The following is a 13,365-nucleotide window of genomic DNA, read 5'->3' as shown; positions in this document are numbered from 1 at the left end:
CCGAAATGATGGACATCAACGAGATTCGCGAATACCTGCCTCACCGTTACCCGTTCCTGCTGGTGGACCGGGTGGTGGAACTGGACACTGAAGGCAAGCGCATTCGCGCCTACAAGAATGTCAGCATCAATGAGCCATTCTTCAACGGCCACTTTCCAGCGCACCCGATCATGCCGGGCGTACTGATCATCGAAGCGATGGCCCAGGCTGCCGGGATCCTCGGTTTCAAAATGCTCGATGTGAAACCGGCCGATGGCACCCTGTACTACTTCGTCGGTTCCGACAAACTGCGTTTCCGTCAGCCAGTGCTGCCGGGCGATCAGTTGATCCTGGAAGCCAAGTTCATCAGCTGCAAGCGTCAGATCTGGAAATTCGAATGCCAGGCTTCGGTCGACGGCAAGCCAGTCTGCTCGGCTGAAATCATCTGTGCGGAACGCAAGCTATGAGTTTGATTGACCCTCGCGCAATCATCGATCCGTCGGCCGTTCTGGCTGACGGCGTCGAGGTCGGCCCGTGGTCGATCATCGGCGCAGGTGTGGAAATCGGCGAGGGTACCGTGATCGGACCGCATGTGGTCCTCAAAGGCCCGACCCGTATCGGCAAGCACAATCGCATCTACCAGTTTTCATCGGTCGGTGAAGACACTCCTGACCTGAAGTACAAGGGTGAGGAAACCCGTCTGGTGATCGGTGATCACAACGTCATTCGCGAAGGCGTGACGATTCACCGGGGCACCGTGCAGGATCGTTCGGAAACCACGCTGGGTGATCACAACCTGATCATGGCCTACGCCCACATCGGGCATGACAGCGTCATCGGCAACCACTGCATTCTGGTGAACAACACGGCATTGGCCGGGCATGTGCACGTTGATGACTGGGCGATCCTTTCCGGGTTCACCCTGGTGCATCAGTACTGCCACATCGGCGCTCACAGCTTTTCCGGCATGGGCACTGCCATCGGCAAGGACGTTCCGGCGTTCGTGACCGTATTCGGCAACCCGGCCGAAGCGCGCAGCATGAACTTCGAAGGCATGCGCCGCCGTGGCTTCAGCGAAGACGCGATTCACGCGCTGCGCCGCGCCTATAAAACGGTGTACCGCCAGGGCTTGACTGTGGAGCAAGCGTTGGCCGAATTGGCTGAGCCTGCTGCGCAGTTTCCGGAAGTTGCGCTGTTTCGTGACTCGATCCAGTCTTCGACTCGCGGCATCACTCGCTGATCATGGCCAGTCTGCGTATTGCGCTGGTGGCGGGAGAAGCTTCCGGTGACATTCTGGGCGCCGGTCTGATGCGCGCCCTCAAGGCTCAACACCCGGCGGTCGAGTTCATCGGTGTCGGCGGTCCGTTGATGCAGGCCGAGGGCCTGACGTCTTATTTCCCCATGGAGCGCCTGTCGGTCATGGGGCTGGTGGAAGTCCTCGGGCGGCTGCGCGAGTTGCTCAAGCGCCGCAAGGATCTGATCGCCACGTTGATCGCCGAGAAACCGGATGTGTTCATCGGCATCGACGCTCCCGATTTCAACCTCAACATCGAACTCAAGCTGCGTCAGGCCGGGATCAAGACCGTGCATTACGTCAGCCCTTCGGTGTGGGCGTGGCGGCAGAAGCGTGTACTGAAGATTCGCGAAGGCTGCGATCTGATGCTCACCCTGTTGCCGTTCGAAGCAAAATTCTACGAAGAGAAGGGCGTGCCGGTGCGGTTCGTCGGTCATACGCTGGCCGATACCATTCCGCTGCAGGCCGATCGCGCCGCCGCGCGTGCCGAACTCGGCTTGCCCGACGGGCCGCTGGTGGCGTTGATGCCCGGCAGTCGTGGCGGTGAAGTTGGCCGTCTCGGTGCGCTGTTCCTCGATACTGCCGAACGTCTGCGGGCCATGCGCCCGGGGCTGCGCTTCGTCATCCCGTGCGCCAATGCCGAGCGTCGCGCTCAGCTCGAAGAGTTGCTGGTTGGCCGCGACTTGCCGGTAACCCTGCTCGACGGCAAGTCGCATCTGGCCTTGGCGGCGTGTAACGCAGTGCTGATCGCCTCCGGCACGGCGACGCTTGAAGCGTTGCTGTACAAGCGGCCAATGGTCGTTGCGTATCGCCTGGCGCCGCTGACCTTCTGGATTCTCAAGCGCATGGTCAAGAGCCCGTACGTGTCGCTGCCGAATCTGCTGGCCCAGCGTCTGTTGGTGCCGGAACTGTTGCAGGATGATGCGACAGTCGAGGCATTGGCGCAGACCCTGTCGCCGCTGATCGAAGGTGGCGAAGAACAGACCCGTGGCTTCGACGAGATCCACCGCACCTTGCGGCTGGATGCTTCCAATCAGGCGGCGGATGCCGTCCTCAACCTGATCGGTCAGAAACAATGAGCAAGACGATGCAGATGGGCCTGGATTTCACCTTGGTCGCCGAAGTCGAAGAGCTGGTGGCCGGTGTCGACGAAGTCGGTCGCGGCCCGTTGTGCGGCGCGGTGGTGACGGCGGCGGTGATCCTCGATCCGAACCGGCCGATCCTCGGCCTCAACGATTCGAAGAAGCTCACCGAAGCCAGGCGCGAGAAGCTCTACGACGAGATCATCGAGAAATCCCTGAGCTGGTGCATCGCCCGCGCCGAAGTCGAGGAAATCGACGAGCTGAACATCCTCCACGCGACCATGCTCGCCATGCAGCGCGCGGTGGCCGGTCTGCATATTCAGCCGAAACTGGCGATGATCGACGGTAACCGCTGCCCGAAACTGCCGATGCGCGCCGAAGCGGTGGTGAAGGGTGACAGCAAGGTACCGGCGATTGCCGCGGCGTCGATTCTGGCCAAAGTCAGTCGCGATCGCGAGATGTCGGCATTCGAATTGATCTACCCGGGATACGGCATCGGCGGCCATAAAGGCTATCCGACGCCCGTTCATCTGGAAGCGTTGGTGCGTCTTGGCCCGACGCCGATTCACCGGCGCTCGTTCGCCCCGGTGCGTCAGGCTTACGAAGCGCTGGAAGGTCTGACGCAGGTTTAGGCGCAAGGCTGATGTTTTGTTCGAGGCCCGGTACAATCCGGGCCTTGTTGTCTCTATGTAACTGGACAGGATCACTATGCCGGCTTCATTCGTTCATCTACGCCTGCACACTGAATACTCCCTGGTCGACGGGCTGGTGCGGATCAAGCCACTGGTCAAGGCGCTGACCGGCATGAACATGCCGGCCGTGGCGGTCACCGATCAGAACAACATGTGTTCCCTGGTCAAATTCTATAAAAACGCCATGGGCGCCGGCATCAAACCGATCTGCGGCGCCGACCTGTGGCTGTCGAACAAGGATCCGGACGGGCCATTGAGCCGGATCAGCCTGTTGGTGATGAACGCCAAGGGTTATCGCAATCTCACCGAGTTGATCTCGCGCGGCTTCATCGACGGCCAGCGCAACGGCATGATCATCATCGAGCGCGAATGGGTCGCCGAGGCCAACGAAGGCCTGATCATGCTGTCCGCCGCCAAAGAAGGCGAGATCGGCATGGCCATGATCAGTGGCAACCCGGACGAAGCCGAGACCTTGGCGCGCGAATGGATGGCGGTGTTCCCGGATCGTTTCTATCTGGAAATCCAGCGTACCAATCGCCCTAATGACGAAGAGCAACTGCACGGTGCCGTGGCCCTGGCCGACAAGCTCGGCGCGCCGCTGGTGGCGACCAACGATGTGCGCTTCATCAAGCAGGAAGACTTCGCCGCCCACGAAACCCGCGTGTGCATTGGTGAGGGCCGCGCCCTTGACGATCCGCGGCGTTCGAAGAATTACAGCGACCAGCAATACCTCAAAAGCGCCGAGGAAATGGCCGAGCTGTTCAGCGACATTCCCGATGCCATCGAAAACACTGTCGAGATTGCCAAACGCTGCAACATTGAAGTGAAGCTGGGCACGCACTTCTTGCCCAACTTCCCGATTCCCGATGGCATGACCATCGACGAATATTTCCGCAAGGTATCCTTCGATGGTCTCGAAGAACGCCTCGCGGTGCTGCTGCCCAAGGACACCACCGAAGACTATGAGGCCAAGCGTCAGGTTTACGTCGACCGCTTGAATTTCGAGCTGGATATCATCATCCAGATGGGTTTCCCCGGTTACTTCCTGATCGTGATGGACTTTATCCAGTGGGCCAAGAACAACGGCGTGCCGGTAGGCCCTGGCCGTGGATCGGGTGCCGGCTCGCTGGTGGCTTACGTGCAGAAGATCACTGACCTTGATCCGCTGGAATACGACCTGCTGTTCGAACGTTTCCTTAACCCGGAACGGGTATCGATGCCCGACTTCGACGTCGACTTCTGCATGGACGGTCGTGACCGGGTGATCGACTACGTGGCCGAGAAATACGGCCGCAACGCGGTAAGCCAGATCATCACTTTCGGTTCCATGGCCGCCAAGGCAGTGGTGCGCGACGTGGCGCGGGTGCAGGGCAAGTCCTACGGTCTGGCGGATCGTCTGTCGAAGATGATTCCGTTCGAAGTCGGCATGACCCTGGAAAAAGCCTACGAGCAGGAAGAGATCCTGCGTGACTTCATCAAGGTTGATGAGGAAGCGGCGGAAATCTGGGAGATGGCGCGCAAGCTCGAGGGCGTGGTGCGTAACGTCGGCAAGCATGCTGGTGGTGTGGTCATCGCGCCGACCAAGCTGACCGATTTCTCGCCGATCTACTGCGACGAGGCCGGTGACGGTCTGGTAACCCAGTTCGACAAGGACGACGTGGAGGCCGCCGGTCTGGTGAAGTTCGACTTCCTCGGCCTGCGGACCCTGACGATCATCGACTGGGCGCTGAAAACCATCAACCGTGACCGCGCCAAGGTCGGCGAAGAGCCGCTGGACATCGCGTTTATCCCGCTCGACGACAAACCGACTTACAACCTGTTGCAGAAAGCCGAAACCACGGCGGTGTTCCAGCTTGAATCGCGCGGCATGAAAGAGCTGATCAAAAAGCTCAAGCCCGACTGCCTGGAAGACTTGATCGCACTGGTGGCGCTGTTCCGTCCGGGCCCGCTGCAGTCCGGCATGGTGGACGACTTCATCAACCGTAAGCACGGTCGCGCCGAACTGGCGTACCCGCACTCGGACTATCAGTACGAAGGTCTCAAGCCGGTACTGGCGCCGACGTACGGCATCATCCTGTATCAGGAACAGGTGATGCAGATCGCCCAGGTCATGGCCGGTTACACCCTTGGTGGTGCGGACATGCTGCGGCGAGCCATGGGCAAGAAAAAACCCGAGGAAATGGCCAAGCAGCGCGGCGGTTTCATTGAAGGTTGCGCGACCAACAATATTGACGCCGACCTCGCCGGTAACATCTTTGACCTGGTGGAAAAATTCGCCGGTTACGGCTTCAACAAATCCCACTCCGCCGCCTACGGCCTGGTGTCGTACCAGACCGCCTGGCTGAAGGCGCATTACCCGGCGCCGTTCATGGCTGCGGTACTCTCGGCGGATATGCACAACACCGACAAGGTCGTGACCTTGATCGAGGAAGTGCGCACGATGAAGCTGCGCCTCGACGCGCCGGACGTGAACACTTCGGAGTTCAAGTTCACGGTGAACGACGACGGCCGCATCGTCTATGGCCTCGGCGCGATCAAAGGTGTCGGCGAAGGCCCGGTGGAAGCGATCACCGAAGCGCGTCAGGACGGCCCGTTCAAGGATCTGTTCGACTTCTGCGCCCGGGTCGACCTCAAGCGCATCAACAAGCGGACGCTGGACGGTCTGATCCGCAGCGGCGCGCTGGACCGCCTCGGCCCCTACTTCCACGATGAGCAAAAGGCTTATCAGGCCAACATCGACCGCAACCGCGCGGTGCTGCTGGCGGCGATGGAGGAGGCGATCAAGGCTGCCGAACAGACCGCCCGTACCCACGACAGTGGTCATGCTGATTTGTTTGGCGGGCTGTTCGTCGAGGAAGATGCCGACGTTTACGCGACACATCGCAAGGCCAAGGAGCTGACCCTCAAGGAGCGTCTCAAGGGGGAGAAAGACACCTTGGGCCTGTACCTGACCGGTCACCCGATCGACGAGTACGAAGGCGAGATTCGCCGTTTCGCCCGGCAGCGCATCATCGACCTGAAACCGGCCCGCGACACGCAAACCGTGGCCGGGATGATCATTGCCCTGCGGGTGATGAAGAACAAGAAGGGCGACAAGATGGGCTTCATCACCCTCGACGACCGCTCGGGACGGATCGAAGCCTCGCTGTTTGCCGATGCGTTCCACTCCGCGCAGTCGCTGTTGCAGACCGACGCAATGGTGGTGGTCGAAGGCGAAGTCAGCAACGACGACTTCTCCGGCGGCCTGCGCCTGCGGGTCAAGCGTGTGATGAGCATGGAAGATGCACGGACCAATCTGGCCGAGAGCCTGCGCCTGAAGCTGCACACTCAGGACTTGAAAGGCGATCAGCTACGCTGGTTGGGTGAGCTGCTCAAGCGTCACCGCGGGGCGTGCCCGATCACCATGGAGTACACCAGTCCCGATGCGAAGACCTTGCTGCAGTTCGGCGAGACCTGGCGAATCGACCCGGCGGATGCGTTGATTCAAGCCCTGCGTGACCAGTTCGGACGAGACAACGTCTTCCTCCAATACCGTTGACCGGCAAGTGCCATCATTGCGCTTGCCCACAACCTGAATTTTTAATCTCGACCTCAGCGCGCCTCTCCCTTAAGGTAGGGCGCGAATAGACAACCGGCCGGCCCAAGCTCATTTGGGACACGACCCAAGACGGACGCCTATGAACCCGAATTTTCTAGATTTCGAACAGCCGATCGCCGACCTGCAAGCCAAGATCGAAGAGTTGCGCTTGGTCGGTAATGACAATTCGCTGAATATCGGCGATGAGATCTCCCGCCTGCAGGACAAGAGCCGCACGCTGACCGAAGACATCTTCGGCAAGCTGACCAGCTGGCAGATCGCACGCCTGGCGCGTCACCCGAAACGCCCGTACACCCTCGACTACATCGAGCATATCTTCACCGAGTTCGACGAACTGCACGGTGACCGTCATTTCTCCGACGACGCAGCGATTGTTGGCGGCGTGGCACGTCTGGAAGACCAGCCGGTGATGATCATCGGTCACCAGAAAGGCCGTGAAGTGCGTGAGAAGGTACGCCGCAACTTCGGCATGCCGCGTCCGGAAGGCTACCGCAAGGCTTGCCGTCTGATGGAGATGGCCGAGCGTTTCAAGATGCCGATCCTGACCTTCATCGACACCCCGGGCGCCTATCCTGGTATCGACGCTGAAGAGCGCAACCAGAGCGAGGCTATCGCCTGGAACCTGCGCGTGATGTCGCGTCTGAAGACCCCGATCATCGCCACCGTTATCGGTGAAGGTGGTTCCGGCGGTGCACTGGCGATCGGCGTCTGCGATCAGCTGAACATGCTGCAATATTCGACCTACGCGGTGATCTCGCCGGAAGGTTGCGCTTCGATTCTGTGGAAAACTGCCGAAAAGGCACCGGATGCCGCTGAAGCCATGGGCATCACCGCCGAGCGCCTGAAAGGTCTGGGTATCGTTGACAAGGTGATCGGCGAGCCTCTGGGTGGCGCCCACCGTGATCCGGTGGCTGCCGCTGCGTCGATCCGTGCCGAACTGAGCTCGCAACTGGCGATGCTGAAGAAGTTCGACAACGAAGCGCTGCTCAAGCGCCGTTACGATCGTCTGATGAGCTACGGTCTCTAAGTCGACTGCGCAGTATCCCTGTAGGAGCTGCTGCAGGCTGCGATCTTTTGATCTTGAAAAGTAAAGTCAAAAGATCGCAGCCTGCGGCAGCTCCTACAAGGTTTTAAGAAGCGACCCTCTCTATGAATCCTTCGAAGAGTGATTTGCCGTCGCGGCTTATGTTGAGCCTTGAGCCTTGGCGCAACGCCGCTCAGTGGCGCATCGCCTTCTCCGGTGGTCTGGATTCCACCGTCCTGCTGTATCTGCTTGCCCATCTCGCCAAAGACCATTCCCTGCCGGCGCTCAGCGCCATCCATATCCATCACGGTCTACAGGCTGCGGCCGATGCGTGGCCGGCGCATTGTCAGTCAGTCTGCGACGCATTGGGTGTCCCGTTGCAGGTGATGCGGGTGACGGTGCAACCCGGCGCCAGTCTGGAGCGGGCAGCGCGGGAGGCGCGTTATGCCGCATTCACCTCGCTGACCGAGGCGGATGAGGTGCTGCTGACCGGGCAACACCGTGATGATCAGGCCGAAACCCTGCTGTTTCGCTTGATGCGCGGTGCCGGCGTTCGTGGACTTTCGGCGATGCCGGCGCAGCGGGCGTTGGGGCGTGGCACGCTGCTGCGGCCATTGCTCGACGTCACGCGCTCAGAGCTTGAGGTTTACGCCCACGCGCATCAGTTGCGCTGGATCGAAGATCCGTCCAACCAGAATCGACAGTATTCGCGCAACTACCTGCGCCATCAGGTGCTGCCGGCATTGTCCGAGCGCTGGCCGCAGGCGCAGGCGAGCATGGCCCGCAGCGCGGCGCACCTGCGTGAGGCGCAAGGCTTGCTCGATGAGCTGGCACAGATTGATCTCGCGCAAGCCGCCACACCACACGAGTTTTCATGGCTGGGCCTGCCGTCGCTGGAACTGGCGCCGCTGGCGAATGTGTCCGCCGCTCGTCAGCGCAATGCACTCAGCCACTGGCTCGAACCGCTGACCCGGCTGCCCGACACTGACCATTGGTCGGGTTGGGACGATCTTTGCGGCGCTGGCAACGATGCTTCGCCGATCTGGCGTCTGGCCGATGGTGAACTGCATCGCAGCGCCGGTCGGGTATGGTGGTTGAGCAGCGACTGGCTGCGCGCGCCAGCGGTCAGCGTCGAGTGGCCTGACCCGTCGACGCCGCTACGCTTGGCGAATAACGGGCGTGTCATGTTCAGCGGGCAGGCTCCCGTCGGACCGTTGCGGGTTGGCTATCGGCAGGGCGGCGAGGTGATGCAACTGGCGGAGCGCGGCCACCGCGATCTCAAGCGCCTGCTCAATGAGCGCGCGGTGCCGGCCTTCGTCCGTGGCAGATTGCCGCTGCTGTTTCGCGGCGCAGAATTGCTCGCGGTGGCGAACCTGCCGGGCCTTGACGGGCAGGGGGCGGACGGCTGGAAATTACATTGGCAGCCAACAGACGAAGATCAAGGTTTGAGATGAAAGGGGCATTCCGGTAGACTACGCTCCCTTCTTGATACAACTTCTGTGGATTCGCCTGAATTGCAGGAGTTGCCGATTACCAAGCAGTCTTTGCTGGGCGATTCCAAAAAATGTGTAGCGAGCAACGTACCGGTGTTTCATCTGCCGGTCTGTCCCAACGCGGCGGTTTTTTTGAAAGGTGCACTGTGATTAATGCAGGTGATCGGGGGCTTCGGCCTTCCTTCGCTTTCCCCGGCGGCTCGTACCGCTTTAACGCAGACTTCTAGGGTTTTTCATGACGCGCTACATATTCGTCACGGGCGGTGTTGTTTCTTCATTGGGGAAAGGCATTGCCTCGGCTTCATTGGCAGCCATCCTGGAGGCGCGGGGACTTAAGGTCACCATGCTGAAGCTGGATCCGTACATCAACGTCGACCCGGGCACCATGAGCCCGTTCCAGCACGGTGAAGTGTTCGTCACCCACGACGGCGCCGAGACCGACCTGGACCTGGGCCACTACGAGCGGTTCATCCGCACGACCATGACCCAGAACAACAACTTCACCACCGGCCGTGTCTACGAGCACGTGCTGCGCAAAGAGCGCCGTGGTGACTACCTGGGTGCAACCATCCAGGTGATTCCGCACATCACCGACGAAATCAAGCGTCGCATCATCAAGGGTGCCGGCGATGCCGACGTGGCCCTGGTGGAAATCGGCGGTACCGTTGGCGACATCGAATCGCAACCGTTCCTCGAAGCCATCCGTCAACTGCGTGTGGAAGTCGGTTCCAAGCGCGCGATGCTGATGCACCTGACCCTGGTTCCGTATATCGCCACCGCTGGCGAAACCAAGACCAAGCCAACCCAGCACTCGGTCAAAGAGCTGCGTTCGATCGGTCTGCAGCCAGATGTGCTGATCTGCCGCTCCGACCATCCGGTGGATGTGTCGTCGCGTCGCAAGATCGCGCTGTTCACCAACGTTGAAGAGCGTGCGGTGATCTCCCTGGAAGACGTCGACACCATCTACAAGATTCCGGCCGTGCTGCACGCTCAGGGTCTGGACGATTTCGTCGTCGAGCGTTTCGGCCTGCAATGCAATGGCGCCGACCTGTCCGAGTGGGAAAAGGTCGTTGATGCCAAGCTCAATCCAGAGCACGAAGTCACCATCGCGATGGTCGGCAAGTACATGGAACTGCTGGACGCCTACAAGTCGCTGATCGAAGCGATGAGTCACGCCGGCATCACCAACCGTACCAAGGTCAACCTGCGTTACATCGACTCCGAAGACATCGAGAACCAGGGCACTGCGCTGCTCGAAGGTGTCGACGCGATCCTCGTACCGGGCGGCTTCGGTCTGCGCGGCGTCGAGGGTAAGATCACGGCCGTTCAGTACGCTCGTGAAAACAAGGTTCCTTACCTGGGCATCTGCCTGGGCATGCAAGTGGCGGTCATCGAGTTCGCCCGTAACGTGCTGGGCTGGAAAGACGCCAACTCCACCGAGTTCGATCGCGCCAGCGGCCACCCGGTCGTGGGTCTGATCACCGAGTGGGAAGACGCCACCGGCGCAGTTGAAGTACGTACCGAAGCGTCCGATCTGGGCGGCACCATGCGTCTCGGCGCTCAGGAATGCCTGCTCGAAGCCGGCTCCAAGGTGCACGATTGCTATGGCAAGGACGTGATCGTTGAACGTCACCGTCACCGCTACGAAGTGAACAACAACCTGCTGCCACAAATCATCGAAGCCGGCCTGAAAATCTCCGGTCGCTCCGCTGACGCCGCGCTGGTTGAAGTGGTGGAAGCGCCGGATCATCCATGGTTCGTTGCTTGCCAGTTCCACCCGGAGTTCACCTCGACGCCACGTGACGGTCACCCGCTGTTCAGCGGTTTCGTAAAAGCAGCGTTGGCTCAACACCAGAAGAAGGCGTAACCCGATGGCACAGAAGATCATCCGCGTCGGCGACATCGAGATTGCCAACGACAAACCCATGGTGCTGTTCGGCGGCATGAACGTGCTGGAAAGCCGTGACATGGCCATGCAGGTTTGCGAGGAGTACGTGAAGGTCACCGGGAAACTCGGCATCCCTTACGTGTTCAAGGCCAGTTTCGACAAGGCCAACCGGTCTTCTGTGACTTCGTATCGCGGTCCTGGCCTGGAAGAGGGCATGCGCATCTTCCAGGACATCAAACAAGCCTTCGGCGTGCCGATCATCACCGACGTCCACGAGCCTGACCAGGCCGCGGTCGTCGCTGAAGTCTGCGACATCATCCAGCTGCCGGCCTTCCTGTCGCGCCAGACCGATCTGGTCGTCGCGATGGCCAAGACCAACGCTGTGATCAACATCAAGAAAGCCCAGTTCCTCGCGCCTCAGGAAATGAAACACATCCTGAACAAGTGCGTGGAAGCGGGTAACGATCAATTGATCCTCTGCGAGCGTGGTTCGAGCTTCGGCTACAACAACCTCGTGGTCGACATGCTCGGCTTCGGCATCATGAAGCAGTTCGAGTATCCGGTATTCTTCGACGTGACCCACTCGCTGCAAATGCCTGGCGGTCGTTCCGACTCCGCCGGCGGTCGCCGTGCACAGGTCACCGATCTGGCCAAGGCAGGCATGAGCCAGTCGCTGGCCGGTCTGTTCCTCGAAGCGCACCCGGACCCGGACAACGCCAAATGCGACGGTCCCTGCGCCTTGCGCCTGGACAAACTGGAGCCATTCCTGGCCCAGCTCAAAGCCCTGGACGAACTGGTGAAGAGTTTTCCGACGGTAGAAACCGCGTAAAGCTCATTTCTCCGGTAAAGTACCGCACGATTTGTCGCACATGCCCTCGGGCATGTGCGTTGTCGTCTGCAAGCTGCCCGCTGCACACCACTTGCCGACGGTAAAAGATTTCCTCTAGCTGCGTCGTTTTCGTCAACTTTGGAGTGTTTACAACAATGGCAAAAATCGTCGACATCAAAGGTCGTGAAGTTCTCGACTCCCGTGGCAATCCCACCGTGGAAGCGGACGTGCTTCTCGACAACGGCATCATCGGCAGCGCTTGCGCGCCGTCCGGTGCATCCACTGGCTCGCGTGAAGCGCTCGAGCTGCGTGATGGCGACAAGAGCCGTTACCTGGGCAAGGGTGTGCTCCAGGCAGTAAAAAATATCAACGGTCCGATCCGCGAGCTGCTGCTGGGCACTGACCCAAGCGACCAGAAAGCCCTCGACCACGCGATGATCAATCTCGACGGTACTGAAAACAAGGCAAAACTGGGCGCCAACGCCATCCTCGCCGTGTCCCTGGCTGCGGCCAAGGCGGCTGCACAGGACCAGGATCTGCCACTTTACGCACACATCGCCAACCTGAACGGTACCCCGGGTGTTTACTCGATGCCGGTGCCGATGATGAACATCATCAACGGTGGCGAGCACGCCGATAACAACGTCGACATCCAGGAATTCATGGTGCAGCCCGTTGGCGCCAAGACGTTCTCGGAAGGTCTGCGCATGGGCACCGAGATTTTCCATCACCTCAAAGCTGTGCTGAAGGCCCGTGGCCTGAGCACCGCCGTTGGCGACGAAGGCGGTTTCGCACCGAACCTGGCCTCCAACGAAGACGCGCTGAAAGTGATCTCCGAAGCCGTGGCCAACGCCGGTTACAAGCTGGGCACCGACGTGACCCTGGCGCTGGACTGCGCAGCCAGCGAATTCTACGAAGACGGCAAGTACAACCTGTCCGGCGAAGGCCAGGTGTTCACCGCTGAAGGTTTTGCCGATTATCTGAAAGGTCTGACCGAACGTTATCCGATCATCTCGATCGAAGACGGTCTGGACGAGTCCGACTGGGCTGGCTGGAAGATCCTCACCGACAAGATCGGCGAGAAGACCCAACTGGTCGGCGACGACCTGTTCGTGACCAACACCAAGATCCTGAAAGAAGGCATCGATAAAAAGATCGCCAACTCGATCCTGATCAAGTTCAACCAGATCGGCACCCTGACCGAAACCCTGGAAGCCATCCAGATGGCCAAGGCTGCCGGTTACACCGCAGTGATCTCGCACCGTTCGGGCGAAACCGAAGATTCGACCATTGCCGACCTGGCTGTGGGTACTTCGGCTGGTCAGATCAAGACCGGTTCGCTGTGCCGTTCCGACCGCGTATCCAAGTACAACCAACTGCTGCGTATCGAAGAGCAGTTGAATGGCAAAGCCAAGTACAACGGTCGCAGCGAGTTCCGCGGCTGAGTTGTAAATGGTAAAAAGACACCGGATTGTGTCGGAAAAGT

At 60.0% G+C, this 13,365-nt stretch carries 10 protein-coding genes; all 10 read left to right on the top strand.

Translation table 11 applies throughout. The annotated features are described in order from the left end of the window. The first annotated feature begins 5 nt into the window (after positions 1-5). A complete protein-coding gene (gene fabZ, locus BW33_RS22510; protein WP_003222142.1) occupies positions 6-446 on the top strand; it encodes a 3-hydroxyacyl-ACP dehydratase FabZ in 441 nt (146 codons plus the stop codon). Then, positions 443-1,219, top strand: a complete 777-nt coding sequence (gene lpxA, locus BW33_RS22505) for an acyl-ACP--UDP-N-acetylglucosamine O-acyltransferase (protein ID WP_047601290.1) — start codon at positions 443-445, stop codon at positions 1,217-1,219. Before fabZ ends, lpxA begins: the two co-directional genes overlap by 4 nt. Positions 1,220-1,221: 2 nt before the next feature. Continuing rightward, a complete protein-coding gene (gene lpxB / locus BW33_RS22500; RefSeq protein ID WP_047601289.1) occupies positions 1,222-2,352 on the top strand; it encodes a lipid-A-disaccharide synthase in 1,131 nt (376 codons plus the stop codon). 8 nt (positions 2,353-2,360) lie between these two features. Next, the gene (gene rnhB / locus BW33_RS22495; RefSeq protein ID WP_003222148.1) at positions 2,361-2,987 is read left to right on the top strand and encodes a ribonuclease HII; all 627 of its coding nucleotides are present in this window, start codon (positions 2,361-2,363) and stop codon (positions 2,985-2,987) included. A gap of 76 nt (positions 2,988-3,063) precedes the next feature. Beyond that, a complete protein-coding gene (gene dnaE, locus BW33_RS22490; protein WP_047601288.1) occupies positions 3,064-6,585 on the top strand; it encodes a DNA polymerase III subunit alpha in 3,522 nt (1,173 codons plus the stop codon). A gap of 139 nt (positions 6,586-6,724) precedes the next feature. Next, positions 6,725-7,672: an acetyl-CoA carboxylase carboxyltransferase subunit alpha gene (locus BW33_RS22485; RefSeq protein WP_047601286.1), complete on the top strand. Its 948-nt coding sequence runs from the start codon at positions 6,725-6,727 to the stop codon at positions 7,670-7,672. Positions 7,673-7,794: 122 nt separating this feature from the next. Next, complete coding sequence (gene tilS / locus BW33_RS22480) at positions 7,795-9,123, top strand: tRNA lysidine(34) synthetase TilS (protein ID WP_047601285.1); 1,329 nt, start codon at positions 7,795-7,797, stop codon at positions 9,121-9,123. Between the two features lie 274 nt (positions 9,124-9,397). Then, a complete protein-coding gene (locus BW33_RS22475) occupies positions 9,398-11,029 on the top strand; it encodes a CTP synthase (protein WP_003222153.1) in 1,632 nt (543 codons plus the stop codon). A 4-nt stretch (positions 11,030-11,033) separates the two neighbouring features. Further along, complete coding sequence (gene kdsA, locus BW33_RS22470) at positions 11,034-11,879, top strand: 3-deoxy-8-phosphooctulonate synthase (RefSeq protein WP_047601283.1); 846 nt, start codon at positions 11,034-11,036, stop codon at positions 11,877-11,879. A gap of 155 nt (positions 11,880-12,034) precedes the next feature. Beyond that, a complete protein-coding gene (gene eno / locus BW33_RS22465) occupies positions 12,035-13,324 on the top strand; it encodes a phosphopyruvate hydratase (protein ID WP_047601282.1) in 1,290 nt (429 codons plus the stop codon). Positions 13,325-13,365: the final 41 nt, after the last annotated feature.

The organism is Pseudomonas sp. RIT288, from assembly GCF_000631985.1.
Classification (GTDB): Bacteria; Pseudomonadota; Gammaproteobacteria; order Pseudomonadales; family Pseudomonadaceae; genus Aquipseudomonas.
This window is presented reverse-complemented; position numbering and strand designations above follow the sequence as displayed.

Excerpts from the sequence above, each read along its gene's own strand:
- BW33_RS22475 (WP_003222153.1), top strand. The coding sequence starts at position 9,398 with ATGACGCGCTACATATTCGTCACGGGCGGTGTTGTTTCTTCATTGGGG.
- lpxB (WP_047601289.1), top strand. The coding sequence starts at position 1,222 with ATGGCCAGTCTGCGTATTGCGCTGGTGGCGGGAGAAGCTTCCGGTGAC.
- eno (WP_047601282.1), top strand. The coding sequence starts at position 12,035 with ATGGCAAAAATCGTCGACATCAAAGGTCGTGAAGTTCTCGACTCCCGT.
- kdsA (WP_047601283.1), top strand. The coding sequence starts at position 11,034 with ATGGCACAGAAGATCATCCGCGTCGGCGACATCGAGATTGCCAACGAC.
- dnaE (WP_047601288.1), top strand. The coding sequence starts at position 3,064 with ATGCCGGCTTCATTCGTTCATCTACGCCTGCACACTGAATACTCCCTG.
- rnhB (WP_003222148.1), top strand. The coding sequence starts at position 2,361 with ATGCAGATGGGCCTGGATTTCACCTTGGTCGCCGAAGTCGAAGAGCTG.
- lpxA (WP_047601290.1), top strand. The coding sequence starts at position 443 with ATGAGTTTGATTGACCCTCGCGCAATCATCGATCCGTCGGCCGTTCTG.
- tilS (WP_047601285.1), top strand. The coding sequence starts at position 7,795 with ATGAATCCTTCGAAGAGTGATTTGCCGTCGCGGCTTATGTTGAGCCTT.
- fabZ (WP_003222142.1), top strand. The coding sequence starts at position 6 with ATGATGGACATCAACGAGATTCGCGAATACCTGCCTCACCGTTACCCG.
- BW33_RS22485 (WP_047601286.1), top strand. The coding sequence starts at position 6,725 with ATGAACCCGAATTTTCTAGATTTCGAACAGCCGATCGCCGACCTGCAA.